A 21,791-nucleotide genomic window follows, 5' to 3' on the forward strand; every position below is an offset into this window, starting at 1 on the left:
GAATGAAAACGCCGGGCATGAACCCGGCGTTGTATTATTGTGATTTCTTGCGGGTTGCTAGAACTTGTTGTCAGCAATCCGTAGCTGACGGGCCCGGGATAGGATTGCATCCTCAACCGCGCGGGAGGTTGCCGCACTGACCGGGGAACCGCCACTGGTTTGAAGCGCAACAGAAAGTGAGCGCGCCTCGAGCGCTGGATCACTAATATGTACCGTTGCGCGATACGACCGCCCGCCGCCGGGCGGCGTTCCGTAACCGGTAACGATCACACCTGTAAACGGATCAACCTCTTCAATGGGCAGGAAATTCAGCACATCCAGGGACGCGGCCCAAAGATAGCGGTTTACTTGCGTTACTTGCTCGGATGTGTCCGGGCCGAAGATGTCCCATATCGTTGTACGATTCGGATCATTCAGCTCGCGCTCTTCTGACGAGCTGCCATCAACGGTCAAAACGCTGGCGTCTCCTGGCGGCAGTCGCCCGCGACTACAGGCAGAGACAGTCGCCGTCACCATGATCAAACCCAGAATCGTTATCAGGCGCATCGTTGGAAGGTCCTGTTTTACTTGTTTTGTACTGTTTGAATGTCACTCCTAGACAAGGAGTGGTGCTGCAACAAGCCTATTCTTTACATATGGGCGTGAGTTGCCCGCAGGACCTGGCGGAAAATCGACTGTGGCATCCTTGCACCAATTCGATCTGAATGACGACAGAGCGTTTATGCCAAGCTTGCGCAACCGGGGTAAAAAAAGCGAAACGATGTCCGTGCTGAGACGCGTGCTTTGCATGTGTCGAGTAGAAATATCTTTGAAACCGAGGGAAACAAGATGAAAAAAGTTCTCTTCGCATCGACCGCTCTGATCGCAACCGCAAGTGTTGCAGCGGCCGACGTTAAATTCAGCGGTTATGGCCGCTTTGGTATTGGTTACCTGGAAGACCGTACCGGCACCGTTGATTCGATTGATGGCGGCACCGCTTCTGGCGTTGACACCGACAACACAATCCTGATCTCGCGTTTCCGTCTGAACATCGACGGCACCGCAGAAACCGACGGTGGTGTTGAGTTCTCGGCTCGTGTTCGTCTGCAAGCTGACGAAAACGCCGGCAACGGCGAAGCAGGCACAGCTCAGCTGAGCGGCGCACGCTTCTCGGCAATCTACGGTGGTCTGCGTGTTGACGCGGGCAACGTTTCGGGTGCCTTCGACAACCTGGCAAACTACTACGGTAACGAGCCTGGCCTGGAATTCTTCATCGGTCAGTATGCCGCTGTTGACTACAGCTTCCTGGCATTCTCGTCGACCGGTGCAGGTTCGAACGCTGTGTTCTTCCAGTACGCAGTTGGCGACTTCGCCTTCGGTGCGTCGTATGACCAAGCCACTTTTGCTGAAACCGCAACTGCTGGTGCAGACACCGACAGCGGCGACCGCTGGGATATCAGTGCAACTTACACCTTCGGCAACGTCACAGCCGCTCTGGCCTATGGTCAGACCGACCGTCCGTTCGGTGGTGAGAAAGACACTCTGACCGTACTGACCCTGGGCGCTGACTTCGGCGACTTCAACGGTACCCTGTTTGTAGCTGACGATGACGTTGCAGCAGATAACCTGAACGGCACCGCGTATGGTTTCTCGCTGGCCTATAACCTGGGCGCGGCAACCACTCTGACCGCTGCTTACGGTGACGGTAGCGCAGACGACGACACCCAGCAGTACGGCATCGGCTTCATCCATGACCTGGGTGGCGGTGTGTCGCTGAAAGGTGGTCTGGGCAACACCAAAGCTGGTGACGGCGACAGCCGCGTTCGCGCAGACTTCGGTGTCAACTTCAACTTCTAAGTTGATTTGAACCGCAAGGTTTAAGGGCAGGTCTTCGGACCTGCCCTTTTCTTTTTTGTCCACATGATGTTTTGCTGCAGCAAACGCTAAATGAGAGGCCCCATGTCGCTGCAAGATATCACCGACCGTATCGCAAAAGCGGAATCCGCATCCGGGCGCGTCACTGGGTCTGTACAGTTGATCGCGGTTTCCAAGGTTCAACCCAACGATCGGGTCGAAGCCGTTTTGCAACAGGGCCATCGGTGTTTTGGAGAGAACCGGGTTCAGGAGGCAGCGGGCAAATGGCCCGCGTTCCGGGAAATTTATCCAGATGTCGATTTGCATTTGATCGGACCGCTGCAGACCAACAAGGCACGGCAGGCGATAGAGCTTTGCGATGCGATCCATTCGGTCGACCGGCCTAAGCTTGCGAAAACACTGGCGAGATTGGCGCAAGAGATGGGCAAGTGCCCGAATCTGTTCATTCAGGTTAATACGGGTGAAGAGGATCAGAAGGCAGGCGTACTTCCGCTTGATGCGGATACCTTTATCGCTGAATGCCGAGGCCTTGACCTGACCATTCGTGGATTGATGTGCATCCCACCGGTCGATGAAGAACCCGCGCTGCACTTCGCGCTTTTGGCAAAAATAGCCGAAAGGAACGGGCTGGACGGGTTATCGATGGGGATGAGCAGCGATTTCGAATCCGCAATTGCCTTGGGCGCGACTCACGTTCGCGTCGGATCAGCCATCTTTGGTGCGCGCGTTAAGCCTGAGGAATGATCAGCCGATTACCCGGTGCAATCTGCCGCGCGATCCATCGTAGATGGTCGCGCCGGAAGGCGATGCAGCCTTCTGTGGGATAGCGCGGTCGTCGCCACTGATGCAGGAAAATGGCCGAACCTTGACCGGGTATCGAGTCAGGGTAATTCCAGTCGGTTATAAGTATCAGATCGTACAACGGGTCGGGACGACGCAGCTTTTCGTGGCTGTAGCCGTGAGGCGTATGAACTAGATGATTATAGGCAGTGTCTTCTACGTCGTCTGACCATAAATCGTTTGGTCCGATAGGGCGCGCCCAAGAAGCGGGGCGCGACATTCGGTCAGCGCGGTAGAGCATCCCGACAATATGATGTGCGCCCACAGGCGTAGCCCCATCACCTTCCCGTTTGGTTCGACTCAAAGATCCCCTGCCTATCGCACAGGGGAACATGCGCCCCAGAAACCGTATGCCCCGAGGTGTTAGAACCAGATCACGTGGTGTCACAGTAAATGACCCGATTTCGCCGCTTTGGTTGCAAGATATGAGCGGTTGAAATCGGTTTCGCCCACCTTCAGAGGAACGCGTTCAGTGACGGCGATTCCGGTTCGCTCCATCATTGCGATCTTAGCGGGGTTGTTGGTCAGCAGACGTACCGAACTGAACCCCAGAGACTTCAGGATGTCGGACCCCAGTCGAAAATCCCGCTCGTCATCTTCGAAACCCAATCGATGATTGGCTTCGACAGTATCAAAACCCTGATCTTGTAAGAAATAGGCGCGCATCTTGTTGGCGAGTCCAATGCCGCGGCCTTCCTGGTTCAGATAGAGCAGTACCCCCGCACCTTCGGCGCCCATCTGAGTTAGAGCGCCGCGCAATTGCGGACCGCAGTCGCATTTCAGGCTGCCCATAAGATCACCGGTAAAACAGGCTGAATGCAGCCGAGCGAGGACGGGTTTGTCTCGGTCCGGGCGTCCGATCTCAACGGCGTAATGTTCCTCTCCGCCGTCTTCGGGGCGGAATACGTGCAAGCGACCAGCCTCTGAAACTTCCATCGGAAGGCGCGCGGCGACGACAGGATGCAACGCGCTTCGATCGGTCAGATGTGGTGCCGCGCGTGCATGATCGATACGGGTCAGCGCGTGCGTTGCTGCAAACTCATGGCTTTCATCGATGGGGACGACCACAGTCGCGGGTAGCAGTTGGGCCGATTTGGCCAACGCAATCGCGATCCGGTGCAAATTTGCGCTGCCCTGCCGCTGGGTCATCAGCGGCCCTTTCATGGGCGCGTTCAGATCGTCCGAGGGGTCTGCGACTGCCTGGACCCAGCTTAGCTCGGCATCCGCCGGGATCATGACCCGGGCCAGATCGCCGTCATACGCGCGCGCTTTTAGTGTTTCGGCGCGCCGCATTGTAATGGCCACAACCGGTTCTCCACCAAGGGTACGCAAGTCTGCCAGTCTCTGCGGGCTCAGCGTTTCCGTGGCGAAAGCAAGAACACCGAAACCGAGTTCATCCGTTAGAACGACAGGAACACCCATTCGCAGGTCCGCCCGCGCCCGCGCCAGCAGTTCAGTTATGTTGGGGACGAGACTCATGTATGTTACCCTATAACGATTTGTCTTTCTCCTACCCCGATCAATGGGAAATGTGAAACAATTCCTATGCGACAGACACGAGGCCGTGAGGCGACTGCAGTATACCTTGCTGATTGCATTCTCCGTACGCAAGTGATGGAAAAGGCTTAGGAGGACCGGACATGGCTCAGCTCAAGAAAATCCTGCTGGTGGATGATGACGAAGATCTGCGCGAAGCGCTCAGTGAGCAACTCGTGATGACTGAAGATTTTGATGTGTTCGAAGCATCAGATGGTCAGTCCGCAATGGAGCGTGCACGCGAAGCGATTTATGATCTGGTTATTCTAGATGTCGGCCTGCCCGATACCGATGGCCGCGAACTGTGCCGCCTGATGCGCAAGCAAGGTGTCAAAAGCCCTGTACTGATGCTGACCGGGCACGACAGTGATGCCGATACGATCCTTGGCCTGGATGCAGGTGCAAATGACTATGTCAGCAAGCCTTTCAAATTCCCGGTTCTTTTGGCACGCATTCGGGCCCAACTGCGTCAACACGAACAATCTGAGGATGCAGTATTTGTTCTTGGTCCCTATACCTTCAAGCCAGCGATGAAGATGCTGATGACCGAAGATGATCGCAAGATCCGACTGACTGAGAAAGAGACGAACATTCTCAAGTTTCTCTATCGGTCGACCGATGGCGTTGTCGCGCGCGATGTCCTGCTGCACGAAGTGTGGGGTTATAACGCCGGTGTTACGACGCACACATTGGAAACACACATCTACCGTCTTCGTCAGAAGATCGAACCCGACCCGTCAAATGCGCGCCTTTTGGTCACAGAATCGGGCGGATATCGCCTTGTTGCTTGACTAATGGTGGATTGACTTGGATCAAAGTGATACCCTGTAGGTATCTTTAGATTACTCCCAACCCGCGCATGTCCGGGTTATGACATGCACCTCCCTGTTGGACTGCCGGGCCTCATGGCCCGGCTTTTTTTAACGCTCAGCCAATTGATCGCCTGAACTCTACTATGCTGTCACGATCAGAGATTGAGATGAAACTGACCTTTACACGCCTACCCGAGGTTGATCCGCAAGATATTCTTTCGCACATGTCTGATCCTCGCTTGGTTGAACATTTGCCTCTGTTAACAAGCGGATGGGACAACGCAGCCGTCGACCAATTTGTTCAGGTCAAGGAAGAGTACTGGGTGCGTGACGGGCTTGGGCATTGGGCAATATTGCAGGGCGATACATACATAGGTTGGGGTGGGTTCCAAAAAGAAGGCGACGAGTGGGACTATGGTTTGGTTCTGAGGCCTGAATATTTTGGATTAGGCTCGCGGATCACGCGACAGGCAATTGAATTTGCTATTGCGGACCCGCGCATCCCGTTCGTGACGTTTTTACTGCCTCTATCGCGTCGAAAATTGGGGGCTTTGGCACGGTTGGGTGCGCATTATGTCGGTGAGATTGAGTATGAGGGTGCGAAGTTCAGAAAGTATCGTATTAAAACGGGCTGAAAGCCCGATACATGCCGTTTCGGGTAATAGGATCTGATTTGTCGGTCTTTTCCCATGGCGCCGCTCACAGTCGCGCGCTAACCTGCGCAGATCGAGACAAAGGAACTTTCCGATATGCCCTTTACCCTTGCCACATGGAACATCAACTCGGTCCGCCTGCGTGAGCCTATCGTGCTGAAATTGCTGCAGGAAGAGGCGCCAGATGTGCTGTGTTTGCAGGAATGCAAGTCGCCGGTCGACAAGATCCCGACCGAGGGCTTTGCCGAGCTTGGCTACACGCATATGATCGCGCGGGGGCAGAAGGGCTATAACGGTGTCGCCATCCTGTCTCGGCTGCCGCTCGAGGAAGTGGGGGACAAAGATTTCGCGGGATTGGGTCATGCACGCCATATCGCGGGTCGGCTGGAAAATGGTGTGACCATCCACAATTTCTATGTTCCTGCCGGAGGTGATGTCCCGGATCGCAAGATGAATGAGAAGTTTGGTCAGAAACTGGACTACCTGACCGATATGCGGGACTGGTTCCATGCCGAGAAGCCGGAAAAGTCCATACTGGTTGGCGATTTAAATATTGCCCCGCGCGAAGATGATGTCTGGTCGCACAAACAACTGCTCAAGGTGGTTTCGCATACGCCGATCGAAGTTGAAGCGCTGGCCGAGACGCAGGATGCGGGTGGCTGGGTCGATATTACCCGGCAGGATATCCCCGAAGGGCAGCTTTATAGCTGGTGGTCCTACCGGGCTCGGGATTGGGACGCGGCAGATAAGGGGCGCAGGCTGGATCATGTCTGGGCCACGCCTGATATCTCGAACGCTGGCCATTCCAGCCGAGTTTTGCGCGATGCGCGTGGATGGGAGAAACCAAGCGATCATGCGCCGGTTTTTGCGACATTCGACGTCTGATTGATGTAAAAACGCTCGACTCAGCCCTTGGTTTCTGAACTGCGGGGCTGCATATAGAGCGCAAATACGAACCTGAGAGTAAATACCATGGATCTTTTGAACGGCGCAGCCGGCCCTGATACCACTGATCTGATCAAGGATGGGACCGAGGCCACTTTCATGGCCGATGTGGTCGAAGCCTCGCAAGAGATGCCGATCATCGTCGATTTCTGGGCTCCATGGTGCGGTCCTTGCAAAACGCTAGGCCCGGCACTTGAAGAGGCGGTGACCGCAGCCAAGGGCGCGGTCAAGATGGTCAAGATCAACGTGGATGACGCTCAGATGATCGCGGGCCAGTTGCGTGTGCAGTCGATTCCGACCGTCTATGCCTTTCATAAGGGGCAACCAATTGACGGATTTCAAGGCGCCTTGCCGGGGTCTGAAATCAAGGCATTTATTGATCGCGTGATCGAAGCCGCAGGTGGCGAGAGCCCCGGTAATCAGCTGGACGATGCGGTTCAGGCCGCAGAAGAAATGTTGACTGAAGGGGCGGCCGTTGACGCAGCGCAAACCTTTGCGGCTATTCTGGGCGAGGATGCCAACCACGCTGCAGCTTATGGCGGGCTAGTACGGGCGCATATCGCGCTGGGTGATTTGGATCAGGCTGAAGCCATCCTCAACGGTGCCCCGGCCGAGATTTCAACTTCGCCCGAGGTTGAAGCAGCCCATGCGCAGCTCGAACTGGCTAAACAGGCGGCGGATGCTGGGCCGGTTGGTGAATTGACTGCGGCGGTTGAGGCTGAACCTGACAACCATCAAGCCCGATTTGATCTTGCGCAGGCCTTGCATGCCAACGGTGATGTTGAAGAGGCGGTCGCTCAATTGCTCGAACTGTTCCGCCGCGATCGCGAATGGAATGAGGGCGCGGCCAAGGCTCAGCTCTTCACGATCTTCGATGCGCTCAAGCCCAATGATCCGATCGTGTTGAACGGACGGCGCAAGCTCAGCTCGATGATATTTGCCTAAATTCCGATCAGGGCTACACTCGTCTACATGATGCACCCCGCTGATCTGCCGGAAACGGTGTCTGTGTTTCCTCTGCCCGGAGCGCTGCTGTTGCCGCGCTCGCGCCTACCGCTGCACATTTTTGAGCCGCGCTATCTCCAGATGCTGGATGACGCTCTGAAAACGTCCGAGCGGCTGATCGGGATGGTGCAGCCGAACACCTGTCAGGGGGACGAGACCAAGCTGCATCAAATTGGTTGCGCTGGCCGCATCACGCAGTTTTCCGAGACTGAAGATGGTCGCTATCTGATCACTCTGACTGGTATATCGCGATTTAGGGTCAAATCAGAATTGGACAGTTTCACCCCATATCGGCGCGCCTCAGTGTCTTGGGATGGGTTCGATCGTGATCTGGGCAAGGCCGAAGTGGATGATGGTTTTGATCGAAACAGGTTCCTAAAACTACTGGAGCGGTTTTTCTCATCGCGCCAGTTGTCGACCGATTGGGACACGATGAAAGACGCAGACGACGAACTTTTGGTCAATTCGCTGTCGATGATGCTCGAATTCGACCCTGAGGAGAAGCAGGCCCTGCTTGAAGCCCCCTGCCTGCGTACCCGGCGCGAGACCTTGGTGACATTGATTGAGTTCGCCATGCGTGGCGGATCGAATGAGGAACATCTGCAATGAGCACACCCGAACACGCATTTGATCGCCATATGCTTGAGGCGTTGATTTGTCCGCAGACCCACACAACGCTGCACTATGATGCCGAGCGGCAGGAACTCGTGTCCAAAGCCGCCGGGCTAGCCTTCCCGATCCGCAACGGTATCCCGGTGATGCTTGTGGATGAGGCGCGCGAACTGGACTAAATCTGGCGCCCTTGCAGCAGTTTCGGCAGATCGCCGGTCAGCCCTGCTGCCTCGCGCACAAAGCCCCGGCGCAGTCCGGGCAGAGATCCGACAATGCCCATACCGATATCCCGGCCCATGCGAAGCAGAGGGTTGTCGTTTGAAAACAGCTTGTTGAACACATCCGTCGCCATTGCGAGCGAGGCGGTGTCGAACCGACGCCACTCCTGATAGCGCTCCATTACCAGCGTTGATCCGATATCTTCGCCACGTCGTCCAGCAAGAGTCAGGACCTCGGCCAAGGCCCCCACATCGCGCAGTCCCGCATTCAGGCCTTGCCCAGCAATGGGGTGCATGCCGTGGGCGGCGTCTCCAACCAAGGCCAGCCGATCTGCTATGAAGGAGTTGGCAATTGTCAGGTTCAGCGGATACGTGAACCGGTCGCCTTGCAGGTGGATGTCCCCAAGGAAATCACCAAAGCGCGGGCGCAGGATCTGCAGGTAGTCTGCCTCGGGCAGGGCATTGATCTGTTTGGCCGTCTCACTGCGTTCGCTCCACACGATGGAACTACGGTTGCCGGTCAGAGGCAGAATCGCCAGCGGGCCGGGGGGCATGAAGAATTGATGGGCAATACCGTGATGGGGCAGTTCGTGTTCTATGGCGCAAACCAAAGCGGTCTGGCCATAGTCCCAGCCCGTGCGCTTTATTCCAGCGCGCGCTGCAGTCCCACTGCGACGACCATCGCAACCGACCAAAAGATTGCCAGACAAAGTCGAACCATCATCCAGCGTCAGCGTCGCTCCGAGTGCTGTGATGTCCTGAGATACAACAGTTTTGCCGCTGATTTCGGTGATCCCGGCATGTTCGGCCATGGCTTCCAGAAAGGCGCGCCTGAGGTGGCGGTCTTCGACCATATAGCCCATTGGACCTTCTTCGATCTCAGCATGATCGAAATGCATGAAAAATGGCGAGGGCCCTGCACCGGCATGGCCGTCCGTGACCTTGATCTCGAGCATGGGTTGGGCGTGGTCTTCGACCTTCTCCCAAACGCCGATTGCGTCCAGAAGACGTTGTGAGGCCAGCGCCAGTGCGTAAGCACGCCCATCAAAGGCCGCGTTCTTGCGTACCTTTTCGGCCAGGGCATCAATTACGGTGACCGAATGCCCGGTCTGGGCCAGTGCCAGCGCAAGAGCGGGGCCATTCAGGCCGCCGCCAACGATCAGGATGTCGGATCTGTGTTCCATGTGCTGCAATATGCGCGCCCATTCGGGATTGTCCATGTGCGGTCCTGTCGCTACCGTCCGGACACGGAATTAATTGGAGGGGACCGGATGCAAGACTGGCTGACCATGACGGCATGTGATTTGGGCCGTGGTATCGGAATGGGGCAGATCGATCCGGTTGAACTGACCGAAACATATCTAAGCGCGATTGATGCCCATCCACATCGCGATCGCATTTACGCCTGTGTTACCCACGATCGCGCCCGCGCCGAGGCACAAGCGGCGCAAGAGCGGGTCAAACTTGGCCTGCGTCGATCATTGCTGGATGGGGTTCCGATCAGCTGGAAAGACCTGTTCGACACGGCAGGCGTCGGAACCGAGGCAGGTTCGGCCCTGCTAAAAGGCCGCGTACCCGAATCCGATGCGCAGGTGGTACGGAACGCGACAGCAATGGGCACGGTCTGTCTGGGCAAAACGCATATGAGCGAATTGGCGTTTTCGGGTTTGGGCCTCAACCCTGTGACGGCCACACCTCCGTGTGTGAATGACGAAGAGGCCGTGCCTGGAGGTTCATCCTCAGGGGCAGGGGCCTCGGTGGCATGGGGTCTTGCGGCTGGTGGCATCGGATCAGACACAGGTGGCTCGGTGCGCATTCCTTCTGCATGGAACGATCTTGTGGGACTCAAAACCACGGCGGGACGCGTTAGCCTCGAAGGCGTCGTACCGCTTTGCCTGAAATTCGATACGGTTGGGCCTTTGACAAGGTCTGTTGAGGATGCCGCTCATATGCTGGCTGCACTGGAGGGCACAGTCCCGGCTGATCTGCGCGGGGCCTCTTTGAAAGGTCGCCGCTTTGCTGATTTGCAGAACGTGGCCAAAGATGATCTGCGCGAGGCACCTGCCAAGGCCTATGATGAGGCGCTAGTGCGTCTGAAAGAGGCAGGGGCCGAGATTGTTCCGCTTGAAGTGCCCGAGTTGAATGATGCGATGGGACTGTCAGGTGTGCTTTATACGACCGAAGCCTATGGTCTGTGGCGCGACGTGATCGAAGCGAACCCTGAAGCGATGTATCCCGAAATCCTGGAACGGTTCCGCATGGGCAAAGCCTATACCGGCCCGGATTACGTGGCAGCCTGGTCAATGCTGACTGCCTGCCGTCAGGCCTGGGACGCGGCGACCGCCGGGTTTGACGCGGTGCTTGCGCCGACCGCACCGATCTTGCCGCCTAATCTGGACCGGCTGATGAATGACCATGACTACTATGTCACCGAGAATCTTCTTGCCCTCCGAAACACAAGGATTGGAAATCTGATGGGACTTGCGGCGCTGACATTGCCCACGGGAACACCCGGTTGCGGGCTGATGATGTTGGGCTATCCGGGGTCGGAAGAGGCCTTGTTACGGCTCGGATCAGCCGCCGAAGGTGTTTTGACCTGAATGCCACAATCCCCTGATTCGGAACCTCTTTGTCTGGACGAGACCCGGGTCGATCTGTAATCTGCCAAGAAACGGGGCGCAAAATGACCCCGATATTGAGGCAGTATGATGAATTACCCCGAGCGGTTTTCGAACCTACCGGAATATGCATTCCCGCGTCTGCGCGCCCTGTTGGATCATCATCAACCGGGTGGCGATATCGTTCACATGACCATTGGCGAGCCCAAGCACGATTTCCCGCCCTGGGTAACCGACGTGATCATGGAAAACGCCGCCGGATTTCAAGGCTATCCGCCAAACGAGGGCTCGCCCGAATTGCGCGCTGCAATCGCTGACTGGGTCAACCGCCGCTATGGCGTGTCGATGGACCCAGAAACCAATGTGATGGCTCTGAATGGCACCCGAGAGGGGTTGTACAATGCCGCCATGGCATTGTGCCCCGAGCAAAAGAACGGCCAACAGCCGATCATCTTGTGCCCTAACCCGTTTTATCAGGTCTACATGGTCGCCACGATCTCGGTCGGATCGCAGCCCTATTTTGTGCCAGCAACCGCTGCGACTGGCCATTTGCCGGACTACACCAGTTTGCCCGAAGAAGTGCTGAATCGCACGGCTGTCGCCTATATCTGTTCACCCGCGAACCCTCAGGGGGCGGTCGCATCGCGTGACTATTGGGCCGAACTGATTCAACTGGCCGAGAAATACGATTTTCGCATTTTTGCCGATGAATGTTACTCTGAGATCTACCGCGACCTCGCTCCGGTCGGTGCGCTGACCGTTGCACAGGAGCTAGGTGCTGATCCCGAGCGGGTTACGCTGTTCAACTCACTGTCCAAGCGATCAAATCTGGCCGGATTGCGGTCTGGGCTGATCGCGGGTGGGCCTGAGACAATAAAACAGGTCAAGCTGTTGCGCAGCTATGCGGGTGCCCCTTTGCCTGCACCATTGCAGGCCGCCGCCGCCAAAGTCTGGGCCGATGAAGTGCATGTGCAGGAGAACCGCGCGCTGTATCAGGAGAAATACGCTGTCGCGGATGAGGTCTTTGCGGGCCTGCAGGGTTACATGCCGCCCGAGGCAGGGTTCTTCCTGTGGTTGCCGGTCGAAAACGGCGAAGAAACCGCATTGAAGCTTTGGCAGGAAACCGGCGTTCGGGTTCTGCCAGGCGCATATCTTTCCCAAGGTGATCCGGGGCAAAACCCGGGCGAGCAATTTATCAGGGTCGCTATGGTGGCTCCAAAAACAGAGATGAAGCGCGGGCTGATCACGCTCCGCGACTGCATCTATTCGTGAGGTACGAGGGCAAAATGGCATCATTGAACGCGCGCAACCGTGACCCGCTGCTGGACAGCACCACGCAGGCCGCCATCGAACGGCGCAGTAAGGAACTGATCGGGATCGCTCTGATCTTGTTGGGGCTCGCAGCCGCCGCGATGGTATGGTCCTATACGCCTGACGATCCGAACTGGATGGTCTCAACCGACGCACCTGTGCAGAATTGGATGGGGCGCATCGGGGCCTCGATCGCTGCACCGTTGTTCATGATCGTGGGGTGGGGCAGCCTGGGTGTCGCGCTGGTATTGGTCACCTGGGGCGTGCGCTTTGCTGGTCATTTTGGCGAAGATCGCGCCATTGCCCGTTTGATTTTTGCTCCGATCTGGATTGCAGTTCTGGCCGTATACGCAGCGACGCTGGTGCCGGGTGTCGAGTGGCGGGCTACGCATAGCTATGGGCTGGGCGGTCTGTTTGGTGACACGGTGATGGGCGCTTTGTTGACGCTGTTGCCGATCTCTTCCCATTTTCTTGTCAAGCTGATGTCGCTCGCGATGGCGGTTGGGATGCTAGCGCTGGGCGTTTTCGTGTTGGGTTTTACCAAAGTCGATGTGCGCAATGGTTTCCGGGCCTTCTTGTTGGGGCTGGTCATGGCTTATGACTTGCTGATGAATGCGCTGGGCCGAGGGGCGACCGCGACCGCGCAGGCCGCGCGCGATCGAAAAGCGCAGTGGGTCGAGCGTAAAGCAGAACGCGCAGTAGCGGTGCAGGCGGATTTTGATGATGATCTGGCCTATGCAGATCCTGTTTTTGAAGACCCTGAGCCTGAAGTTCAGGAGCCCGCAGCTAAGACAGGTCTTCTGGCGCGGATGCCATCGCTGATCCGCCGCCCCGAACCGATGCCCGAACCCGAGTTGATCGAGACCGTCGCTGTCGAAGGCTATTACGATATGCCCGGCGAGGATCGTATTCGGTCCAAGATTTCGGCTGCGGTACGCAATCGTAAGGTCGCGGCAGGGGAGTTGACGCCTGAACCTGATCCGAGCCTGCCATTGACCAAAGGGCGTGGTAGGGGCCCGGATCCGCTGATATTGAACTCTGGCGTGGCAGATGAATTGCCACCGGAGCCTCCGATGACATCTGCCGGTTTGCCCCCCGAACCACCGATGACTGCTGGTTATGAGGCGTCTTATTTGGCTCAGGCTGATTTTGTGGCCGAACCGGACTATGAAGACGAGGCAGTGTTTGAGGATGCCCCTGAACAGGCGCCGCAACCACGGCAGGCGGTTAAGATACCGGTGGCTGAACCGCGTAAGCCCGTAGTGGCTCAGCCGGTTCGGCGCACTCCCCCGCCTTCGCGCCGGGCACAGGCCGAGGCGCAGCCGACACTTTCATTTGAGGAGCGGCATTCCGATTTCGAACTGCCACCGCTGGGCTTGTTGTCAAACCCGGCCAGCATTCAGCGTCATCACCTGAGTGATGAGGCGCTGGAGGAAAATGCGCGGATGCTGGAAAACGTACTGGATGATTATGGCGTCAAGGGTGAGATCGTCAGCGTCCGCCCCGGCCCCGTGGTCACCATGTACGAACTTGAACCGGCTCCGGGCCTGAAGGCCAGCCGTGTGATTGGTTTGGCGGACGATATCGCGCGCTCGATGTCGGCCCTGTCGGCGCGGGTGTCGACTCTACCGGGGCGCTCGGTGATCGGGATCGAACTGCCGAATGAAAATCGTGAGATGGTGGTGCTGCGCGAAATCCTCGCCAGCCGTGATTTCGGCGATGGAAATCACGCGCTGCCGCTGGCGTTAGGTAAGGATATCGGCGGTGAGTCTGTCGTAGCGAACCTCGCGAAGATGCCTCACCTGCTGATCGCGGGTACGACTGGCTCAGGTAAGTCAGTGGCGATCAACACGATGATCCTGTCGTTGCTGTATAAGCTGACGCCAGATGAATGCCGCCTGATCATGATTGACCCGAAGATGTTGGAACTGTCTGTTTATGACGGTATCCCGCATCTGCTCTCACCCGTCGTGACCGATCCGAAAAAGGCGGTCGTTGCTCTGAAATGGGTCGTGGGCGAGATGGAAGACCGATATCGCAAGATGTCCAAGATGGGCGTGCGCAACATCGCGGGCTACAATGGCCGTGTGAAAGACGCGCTGGCCAAGGGTGAGATGTTCAGCCGTACGGTCCAGACCGGATTCGACGATGAAACCGGCGAGCCGATGTTCGAGACCGAGGAATTCGCGCCTGAGGCAATGCCTTATATCGTCGTCATCGTCGATGAGATGGCCGACCTGATGATGGTCGCAGGTAAAGAGATTGAGGCCTGCATCCAGCGTCTGGCACAGATGGCGCGTGCCTCAGGTATTCACTTGATCATGGCCACGCAACGCCCCTCAGTCGATGTGATCACCGGCACGATCAAAGCGAACTTCCCGACACGGATTTCATTCCAGGTAACTTCGAAAGTCGACAGTCGCACCATTCTGGGTGAGATGGGGGCCGAACAACTGCTGGGGCAGGGCGACATGTTGTATATGGCGGGCGGCGCCAAGATTACCCGTTGCCACGGTCCGTTTGTCTCAGATGAAGAGGTCGAGGAGATCGTCAATCACCTGAAACAGTTCGGTCCGCCGGATTACATGAGCGGCGTAGTCGATGGCCCGGCCGAGGAAAAGGCTGACAATATCGACGCCGTTCTGGGCTTGAATACCGGTGGTAACACCAACGGAGAAGACGCCCTTTATGATCAGGCGGTGGCGATTGTGATCAAGGATCGCAAATGTTCAACCTCGTACATTCAGCGGAAACTCGCCATTGGCTATAACAAAGCGGCGCGGCTTGTTGAGCAGATGGAAGACGAAGGCGTTGTTTCCGGGGCAAATCACGTGGGCAAACGTGAAATCCTCGTCCCCGAGCAATAGGATATTTAATAACAAGGGCAGAACGCTTATCTGGGGCGTATGAAACAGATTGCTTTTGCCCTTGCTCTGACACTGGCCGCACCTGCCGCATGGGCGGCGGACAAGCTGCCGCTGTCGCAGATCTCTAACTATCTGAATCAGTTGAAAACGGTTCAGACCACCTTCACGCAAGTAAATGATGATGGCTCGTTGAGCACCGGAAAGCTGTGGTTGCAGCGCCCGGGTAAGATGCGGTTTGAATATGATCCGCCAAATGACGCGGTGGTTTTAGCACGGGCCGGAACGGTGCAGATATTCGACCCCAAATCGAACCAACCGCCCGAGCAGTACCCTTTGAAACGTACTCCGCTGTCTCTGGTCTTGGCGCGCAATGTCAATCTTGCACAAGCCAACATGGTTGTGGGTCACGACTTTGACGGAACAGCTACGATTGTCACGGCTCAGGACCCCAAGAACCCTGAAAGCGGCCGGATCGAACTGATGTTTACTTCCGATCCGGTTGAGCTGCGCAAATGGGTGATACACGACAACGCAGGCAGTCGGACGACCGTTCTGCTTGGGCCTCTGACCGAGGGGGGGACCCTCGATTCAAATGTATTTTCTAACAAGGCCAGAATCGGGTCAAGCAATCGCTGACGCGACAGGTTCAATATCGGCAATTCGCCAACTGGGCTTGATACAGCTCAGCGCGGGCGTCCACATCACTCGCCACATTCAGCAGCCATGACTTGCTGTTGTAGCTGCCGCGCGCGTAACCCGTATGACCTTCGTGATAGGCCAGATACTGGTTGCGTGTGTCGCTGGGGTGGATGCCGTTCCGCTCATAGCTTTTGTTCATGTACCAGCCGATGAAATCTGACGCATCGCGAATACGATCCCGCTTGGCGCGGCGTTTACCGGTTTCACGCTGATACTGCTCCCACGTGCCATCAAGCGCCTGGCCATAACCGTAGGCGCTGCTTTGACGACCCATCGGAATAACACCCAGCACATATTTGTGTGGCGTGCGTGCGTCGTGCCTATACCGGCTTTCCTGGTAAATCGTTGCCATCTGAACGTGGACCGGAACGCCCCATTTGCGCTCGGTGCTTTTGAAGGCCTTAATATAGTCGGGCTTCTCGCGCGCAATGCTGCACGCGTCATTCAGTCTGCTTGGCGGCTGCTTCGACCCGCCACCGCAGGATGCCAAAAGCAGCACCCCGAAGAGTACGAAAAGAAATCTGCTCATGTGCCTCGTGCCTTTTTTCTTTATTCTAGCGCAGATTGAGCATTTTGGAAATCACAATCGTTACAGAATAATAGCGAGAATTAGAGGTAGTGCTGCAACAGACAACATCGTCGAGACCATAACCATGCCGGCAACGGCGTCGGAATCAGCCTCGAACCTTTCCGCCAGCAGGTATGATGTGACGGCGACTGGCGTGCACATCTGCAAGACCAACACTCCAAAAGCCACAGGCCCCAACCCAAAACCGGCGGCAAAAGCCCAGCCGAGCCCGAAGCACACAGAAAGCTTGAGCAGAGAAAGCCAAATCGCCTGTTGCAGTTTTTGGGTTGTCAGTCGGGCAATCGCTACGCCAAGTGTAATCAGCATCATCGGAATTGCCATCTGGCCCAGCAATTCCAGCGTGTTGGTCAGAAACAGAGGTGTTTGCCACCCGCGCCAAAGAAATAAGGCCCCCAGCAACGTGGCCCAAACCATGGGTTCGCGCAGAACCTTCCCAAATGCTCCGCGCCCGGCAACCAGATAGATACCGTAGGTGAATGAGAACAGAGCGGTCACTGCCAAAAAGATCACCGCATAACCCAATCCTGCCTGACCAAATGCAAATATGCAAAGCGGTAGCCCAAGATTGCCGGTATTTCCAAAGATAAGCGGTGCCAGATAAGTGCGTTGCTCCATTCCGGTTAATCGCACAAAGGCCCAAAACACTGCTGCCAGCGCGATATGGGCCGCAATTGCCGCTATGGTGAACCGGGTCAGATCCCCACCCGGAATATTGGTCTGCATCAGGGCGACAAAAATCAGACTGGGCACCGCAAGTGTGACCGCAAGACGCGTTACAAACTGTAGCCGATACTCAAATCCAAGCCTAACCCATGCGAACCCGATCCCAGCCAAAAGGAACACAGGGGCCACGATTTCGAACACTGTCAGTAGTAGGTGCACAGACTGTTTCCCCGAATTTCCACTCAATGATTGGCTTTTCCGCCCGAAAAGAGGTAGTAACCTCTTTGGGGGCCGAAACAATGTTAAAGACACAAGCTAAGTACCGCCTGGGACAGGTGGTTCGACATAAAAGACACCCTTTTCGAGGGGTAATTTTTGATGTCGATCCGGAATTTTCGAATTCAGAAGAATGGTATCAAGCCATCCCCGAAGATAGCCGCCCTCTGAAAGATCAGCCGTTCTATCACCTGCTAGCTGAAAACGACCAATCCTTCTATGTGGCTTATGTTTCAGAACAAAATCTGATCGAAGACCAATCGGGTGAGCCCGTTGATCACCCCGACATCCCCAATATGTTCGGCCCGTTTCAGGACGGATCATACCCGTTACATTTTCAGTTGAACTGAATTCAGTAGCTGTATTGTAAGTGCTTAGTATCCAAGAGCGCAGCCGTCTTTACGTGGGTCACTTGCACCTATCAAGATGCCTGTGTCACAGATTCGAATGGCTTGCGCGCCCCCAAGGGGTGTTTCCAGAATTTCAATGATGTGCCCCATATCGGATAATTGTTGTTTGATTGGGTCAGAATAGCCGCGCTCCATTTTTAACACACCTCCATCCGCAAACGCGCGGGGGGTGTCTATGGCCTGCTGCATCTCCATCTTGAAATCCGTCAGGTTTGATACAAGCCGGGCATGGCCGGTCGGTTGATAGGCACCACCCATGACGCCAAAGGGCATCGTTATCCGGCCATTTTCACGCAAAAGGCCGGGAATGATGGTGTGCATAGGACGCTTCCCACCTGCCAACTCATTCGGATGTCCAGGTTCAAGATTAAACCCGGCCCCCCTGTTCTGCAGCAATATTCCGAACTTCTCGGAAGCAATGCCCGACCCGAACCCATGGTAGATCGAATAGATCAGCGAAACCGCCATGCGATCCCGATCTACAACCGTGATATAGACGGTGTCCTTGTGTACGGATTCAGTTAGAGGGGCGGCTGCGGGCATAGCGCGTTTCGGGTCTATGAGGGCAGCCAGGCTTGCAGCGGTTTCTGGGGCAAGGAAATGCGCCATCCGGCTGCTATGATCGGGGTCGGCAATGAACCGGTTGCGGGCGTCATAGGCCAGTTTGGTGGCCTCGGCCTCGATATGCACCCGCTCGGCCCCCAATGGGTCGAGTGCTGCCAAATCAAAATGTTTCAGGATGTTTAGCAAAAGGATTGCGGTGGCGCCCTGACCGTTTGGAGGATGTTCGTACAGATCGACACCTGCGTAATCTCCACGAACAGGCGACGCTTCGTCACTCTGAACCGCCGCGAAATCTTGTACTGTGTGTGTGCCTCCAAGTTCGGACAAGACCGCCAGCATGTCTTCGGCAATCTCACCGTTATAAAACGCGTCATACCCCTGTCGTGCCACACGGCGCAGTACCTCTGCCTGGCCCGGTGCCCGAAATATCTGACCGGTTTGCAGGGGTTTGCCATCCTTCAGATAGTGATCCCGTGCGGCACCTTGCAGTGTCGCGGCGCTGTTTCGCCAATCAAACGCTACGCGCGGTGCAACTGGTACGCCAATTTCAGCATAGTGGATGGCCGGTCGCAGAATCGCTTCCAGCCCCAATCGCCCCTCCGATTGTGCCAATCGGCAAAAGGCCTTAACGGCACCAGGAATAGTCACCGCATCGGGGCTGGTCAGAGGGACGGAGCTTAGTCCGCGATCACGCAATGCCCCCGCATCAGCATCCGTCGCGGCACGACCTGAGCCGTTTAGTGCACGCACCGTGTTTTCACCTGCGCGGTTATACAGAACAAAGCAATCGCCACCTAAGCCGGTCATCTGTGGCTCGCAAATACCCAGAAGCACAGCACCCGCAATGGCGGCATCCATCGCGTTACCGCCTTGTTCAAGAATGTCCAATGCTGTTTTGGCGGCCAGTGGATGTGATGTGGCACACATTCCTTCGGTTGCCAGAACTTCAGACCGTCCGGGCTTGTGCAGATCGCGCATAGCGTACCTCTTCCGTAATCAGGCCGAGATTAGGGCTTGGGATAAAATTGTCCAACAATTTCAGGAACGAGGTTCCTCGGCGCCGTTCACTGGGTGGGGGCTGTGACGCTAGGCGCCGAGGGAAGCTATCTGAGCTACCCCTTGTTTATGATCTTTGTTTGCGGCGCGACAATGGTTCGATCTGGGCGTTATTGTGGCCATTTGGTGCCGATCAGTGTGGCGTGTCAAAGTTGAAGCGAAGGTAGAGCAGATTAACTCCGTCCTTGCGCTCATACTGAATGTCGCTGCTAAGTCGGTGAATCAGGTACCAGCCAAAGCCGCCTTCAGGAAGGTTCTCCAAATCTGTGTCGACGGGTGCCGGGTGGCTGCTTGGCACACGCAAACCGGGCATTGGATCGCCGGAGTCAAAAATTTGGACTATCAGTTCTTTTGCGCACAAAGAGCAATTAATTCTAATGTCAGTCGGGGAGTTCTCGGCATAGGCGTGTTCAACCACATTGTTTATGGCTTCAGTGAGCGCAATTCTAACATCGTCAGCTTTACTTTCCGGCAAGCCGTGTTTTTCCAGTCGGGCACTTAAAATAGCTATCCCTTCGGAGGCCTGAACCTGAGTCGCAGGAAAGCTCAAATTGAGACAATCTTGTTTGCAATTGGCGCCCACAGCGATTTACTCCTGCCGGTCGTCAATCCGCCCCTGCGCATATCGCTTCATCCAGCGAAGCGAACAACCTGAAAACGGTATCCATACGCGTAAGACGAAACACTTTTTCAACAATCGGGCGGGGTCCTGCCAAGTCCAGGCGTTGCCCGTCGCCCAGTTGTTTCATTGAGGCGACAATGGCCCCCAGGCCACTGGAGTCTATGAATTCTACCGATGACAAATCCAGAACAATTCGTTTCGCACCGGTTTGTGTTTCTGCCCGCATGGCTTCTTTGAATTGAATCGCCATTGCGGCATCTATGCGGTCGCAGTGAACGGATATTACTTGTGTCTCGCCGGTCGTGCCGCTGCTGAGCCCCATGGTCAACCGCCCTTCGTATTGCAATTTGATCGTAGAAATACGCTAGACGGTAATTCTTACCATTCGGTATCCATGGTCGAGAAAGCACGAGGGAGATTCCGGATGAACGAAGTTGTGATCGCGGGGGCTGCACGCACGCCAATGGGTGGATTTCAGGGAATGTTCGACGGCGTAACTGCTGCGGATTTGGGTGGGGCTGCAATCCGTGCCGCGTTGAAAGGTGCAGGGGCTGAGACCGTTGATGAAGTGCTGATGGGCTGCGTCCTTCCAGCGGGTCAGGGCCAAGCCCCTGCGCGCCAAGCGGGATTTGCGGCGGGCTTGGGTGAAGAGGTGCCCGCCACAACGCTTAACAAAATGTGTGGCTCCGGCATGAAGGCCGCAATGATTGCGTTTGACCAGATCGCTTTGGGCCATACTCAGACAATGGTCGCAGGCGGGATGGAGAGCATGACTAATGCACCCTACCTTCTGCCCAAGATGCGCGGCGGGGCACGGATCGGGCACGGGCAGGTGGTTGATCACATGTTTCTGGACGGGCTTGAAGACGCCTATGACAAAGGCCGCCTCATGGGGACTTTCGCCGAAGACTGCGCCGAATCCTACCAGTTCACGCGCGAGGCGCAGGACGAATACGCTCTGCGATCGCTTTCTAACGCCCTGTCAGCGCAGGAAAATAATGCCTTTGATCAAGAGATTACCTCGGTCTCGATTCGAACCCGCAAGGGAGAGGTCGTGCTGGATGCAGATGAGCAACCAAAGTCGGCGCGGCCCGAGAAGATACCCACGCTAAAACCAGCCTTTCGCGAGGATGGAACGGTAACGGCGGCCAATTCTTCTTCGATCTCGGATGGTGCAGCCGCCCTTGTGCTTGCTTCGGCTGAGGCGGCGGAAAAGCAGAACCTGACCGTGCGTGCGCGAATCCTTGGTCACGCCAGCCATGCTCAAGCGCCGGGGTTGTTCACAACTGCTCCGGTCCCTGCCGCGCAGAAATTGTTGGATCGTATCGGTTGGAAGAAAGAGGATGTCGATCTGTGGGAAGTCAACGAAGCCTTCGCTGTTGTGCCCATGGCCTTCATGCACGAAATGGGCTTGTCCCGTGAGATCGTGAACGTGAATGGCGGCGCATGTGCGCTTGGTCATCCGATTGGCGCCTCCGGGGCCCGGATCATGGTCACGCTGCTCAACGCGCTGGAAAAACGGGACCTCAAGCGCGGTGTCGCGGCAATCTGCATCGGTGGCGGAGAAGGGACGGCCATAGCAATAGAACGCGTTTGACGCTTTGACTTTTTGCAAATACTTCGGGGAATTGGCGGCAGCGC

Annotated in this window: 23 protein-coding genes; 14 read left to right on the plus strand and 9 right to left on the minus strand. The window is 56.2% G+C overall.

The window, feature by feature from the left end; genetic code table 11:
- Positions 1-57: 57 nt before the first annotated feature.
- Positions 58-546 (minus strand): DUF3576 domain-containing protein, encoded by a 489-nt coding sequence (locus ACR0DU_RS12500; protein ID WP_480874971.1) that lies wholly within the window; start codon positions 544-546, stop codon positions 58-60.
- 282 nt (positions 547-828) lie between these two features.
- On the opposite strand from ACR0DU_RS12500, the gene ACR0DU_RS12505 reads away from it, so the two are divergent.
- Entirely contained in the window at positions 829-1,836 is a 1,008-nt protein-coding gene (locus ACR0DU_RS12505; protein WP_010440800.1) for a porin, read from the plus strand.
- A 102-nt stretch (positions 1,837-1,938) separates the two neighbouring features.
- Positions 1,939-2,598, plus strand: coding sequence for a YggS family pyridoxal phosphate-dependent enzyme (locus tag ACR0DU_RS12510; protein ID WP_170780844.1), 660 nt, complete (start codon positions 1,939-1,941; stop codon positions 2,596-2,598).
- Here ACR0DU_RS12510 and ACR0DU_RS12515 read toward each other — a convergent pair.
- Positions 2,582-3,082 carry a L,D-transpeptidase family protein gene (locus tag ACR0DU_RS12515; protein WP_170780843.1) on the minus strand — a complete coding sequence of 167 codons (501 nt, stop codon included), beginning with the start codon at positions 3,080-3,082 and terminating at the stop codon, positions 2,582-2,584. The two genes, ACR0DU_RS12510 and ACR0DU_RS12515, sit on opposite strands and share 17 nt — an antisense overlap.
- Entirely contained in the window at positions 3,079-4,173 is a 1,095-nt protein-coding gene (ribA, locus tag ACR0DU_RS12520) for a GTP cyclohydrolase II (protein WP_170780842.1), read from the minus strand. The genes ACR0DU_RS12515 and ribA overlap by 4 nt, the downstream gene beginning before the upstream one ends.
- 161 nt (positions 4,174-4,334) lie before the next feature.
- Between ribA and ACR0DU_RS12525 the strand changes: the two genes are divergently transcribed.
- From ACR0DU_RS12525 to ACR0DU_RS12550, 6 genes are all read left to right on the plus strand, one after another.
- Positions 4,335-5,021, plus strand: a complete 687-nt coding sequence (locus ACR0DU_RS12525; RefSeq protein ID WP_008756096.1) for a response regulator transcription factor — start codon at positions 4,335-4,337, stop codon at positions 5,019-5,021.
- A 188-nt stretch (positions 5,022-5,209) separates the two neighbouring features.
- Positions 5,210-5,677 carry a GNAT family N-acetyltransferase gene (locus ACR0DU_RS12530; RefSeq protein WP_480874975.1) on the plus strand — a complete coding sequence of 156 codons (468 nt, stop codon included), beginning with the start codon at positions 5,210-5,212 and terminating at the stop codon, positions 5,675-5,677.
- Between the two features lie 114 nt (positions 5,678-5,791).
- Positions 5,792-6,580 (plus strand): exodeoxyribonuclease III, encoded by a 789-nt coding sequence (locus ACR0DU_RS12535; protein ID WP_010440811.1) that lies wholly within the window; start codon positions 5,792-5,794, stop codon positions 6,578-6,580.
- Positions 6,581-6,667: 87 nt separating this feature from the next.
- On the plus strand, positions 6,668-7,585 hold the full coding sequence (locus ACR0DU_RS12540; RefSeq protein ID WP_480874978.1) for a tetratricopeptide repeat protein: 918 nt from the start codon (positions 6,668-6,670) through the stop codon (positions 7,583-7,585).
- A gap of 27 nt (positions 7,586-7,612) precedes the next feature.
- Complete coding sequence (locus tag ACR0DU_RS12545) at positions 7,613-8,254, plus strand: LON peptidase substrate-binding domain-containing protein (protein ID WP_010440815.1); 642 nt, start codon at positions 7,613-7,615, stop codon at positions 8,252-8,254.
- Positions 8,251-8,436 carry a Trm112 family protein gene (locus ACR0DU_RS12550; protein ID WP_010440817.1) on the plus strand — a complete coding sequence of 62 codons (186 nt, stop codon included), beginning with the start codon at positions 8,251-8,253 and terminating at the stop codon, positions 8,434-8,436. Before ACR0DU_RS12545 ends, ACR0DU_RS12550 begins: the two co-directional genes overlap by 4 nt.
- On the opposite strand, the gene ACR0DU_RS12555 is transcribed toward ACR0DU_RS12550, so the two are convergent.
- Positions 8,433-9,659, minus strand: a complete 1,227-nt coding sequence (locus ACR0DU_RS12555) for an FAD-dependent monooxygenase (RefSeq protein ID WP_480874982.1) — start codon at positions 9,657-9,659, stop codon at positions 8,433-8,435. The two genes, ACR0DU_RS12550 and ACR0DU_RS12555, sit on opposite strands and share 4 nt — an antisense overlap.
- 87 nt (positions 9,660-9,746) lie before the next feature.
- Here ACR0DU_RS12555 and ACR0DU_RS12560 point away from each other — a divergent pair, with 87 nt between their 5' ends.
- The 4 genes from ACR0DU_RS12560 (at position 9,747) to ACR0DU_RS12575 (ending at position 15,907) form a co-directional block, all read left to right on the plus strand.
- Positions 9,747-11,075 (plus strand): amidase, encoded by a 1,329-nt coding sequence (locus ACR0DU_RS12560; RefSeq protein ID WP_480874985.1) that lies wholly within the window; start codon positions 9,747-9,749, stop codon positions 11,073-11,075.
- A gap of 108 nt (positions 11,076-11,183) precedes the next feature.
- Positions 11,184-12,365 carry an aminotransferase class I/II-fold pyridoxal phosphate-dependent enzyme gene (locus ACR0DU_RS12565; protein ID WP_480874988.1) on the plus strand — a complete coding sequence of 394 codons (1,182 nt, stop codon included), beginning with the start codon at positions 11,184-11,186 and terminating at the stop codon, positions 12,363-12,365.
- A gap of 14 nt (positions 12,366-12,379) precedes the next feature.
- Positions 12,380-15,271 carry a DNA translocase FtsK gene (locus tag ACR0DU_RS12570; RefSeq protein WP_480874990.1) on the plus strand — a complete coding sequence of 964 codons (2,892 nt, stop codon included), beginning with the start codon at positions 12,380-12,382 and terminating at the stop codon, positions 15,269-15,271.
- Between the two features lie 39 nt (positions 15,272-15,310).
- A complete protein-coding gene (locus ACR0DU_RS12575; RefSeq protein WP_170545217.1) occupies positions 15,311-15,907 on the plus strand; it encodes a LolA family protein in 597 nt (198 codons plus the stop codon).
- 10 nt (positions 15,908-15,917) lie between these two features.
- Here ACR0DU_RS12575 and ACR0DU_RS12580 read toward each other — a convergent pair whose 3' ends face one another.
- Together ACR0DU_RS12580 and ACR0DU_RS12585 are read right to left on the minus strand one after the other, a co-directional pair.
- On the minus strand, positions 15,918-16,499 hold the full coding sequence (locus ACR0DU_RS12580) for a transglycosylase SLT domain-containing protein (protein WP_010440829.1): 582 nt from the start codon (positions 16,497-16,499) through the stop codon (positions 15,918-15,920).
- A gap of 60 nt (positions 16,500-16,559) precedes the next feature.
- Positions 16,560-17,441 carry an AEC family transporter gene (locus tag ACR0DU_RS12585; protein ID WP_480874993.1) on the minus strand — a complete coding sequence of 294 codons (882 nt, stop codon included), beginning with the start codon at positions 17,439-17,441 and terminating at the stop codon, positions 16,560-16,562.
- Between the two features lie 80 nt (positions 17,442-17,521).
- Here ACR0DU_RS12585 and hspQ point away from each other — a divergent pair, with 80 nt between their 5' ends.
- Entirely contained in the window at positions 17,522-17,848 is a 327-nt protein-coding gene (gene hspQ / locus ACR0DU_RS12590) for a heat shock protein HspQ (RefSeq protein WP_010440833.1), read from the plus strand.
- Between the two features lie 24 nt (positions 17,849-17,872).
- Here hspQ and ACR0DU_RS12595 read toward each other — a convergent pair whose 3' ends face one another.
- The 3 genes from ACR0DU_RS12595 to ACR0DU_RS12605 all read right to left on the minus strand — a co-directional run bounded on the left by ACR0DU_RS12595 (position 17,873) and on the right by ACR0DU_RS12605 (position 20,472).
- Positions 17,873-19,450 carry a gamma-glutamyltransferase family protein gene (locus ACR0DU_RS12595; protein ID WP_480874996.1) on the minus strand — a complete coding sequence of 526 codons (1,578 nt, stop codon included), beginning with the start codon at positions 19,448-19,450 and terminating at the stop codon, positions 17,873-17,875.
- Between the two features lie 211 nt (positions 19,451-19,661).
- Positions 19,662-20,078, minus strand: coding sequence for an ATP-binding protein (locus ACR0DU_RS12600; RefSeq protein ID WP_480874999.1), 417 nt, complete (start codon positions 20,076-20,078; stop codon positions 19,662-19,664).
- A gap of 55 nt (positions 20,079-20,133) precedes the next feature.
- Complete coding sequence (locus ACR0DU_RS12605; RefSeq protein ID WP_319545414.1) at positions 20,134-20,472, minus strand: STAS domain-containing protein; 339 nt, start codon at positions 20,470-20,472, stop codon at positions 20,134-20,136.
- A gap of 102 nt (positions 20,473-20,574) precedes the next feature.
- Between ACR0DU_RS12605 and ACR0DU_RS12610 the strand changes: the two genes are divergently transcribed.
- Entirely contained in the window at positions 20,575-21,747 is a 1,173-nt protein-coding gene (locus ACR0DU_RS12610) for a thiolase family protein (RefSeq protein WP_480875002.1), read from the plus strand.
- Positions 21,748-21,791 lie beyond the last annotated feature (44 nt).

The sequence above is a fragment of the Ruegeria sp. G2 genome (assembly GCF_056533505.1).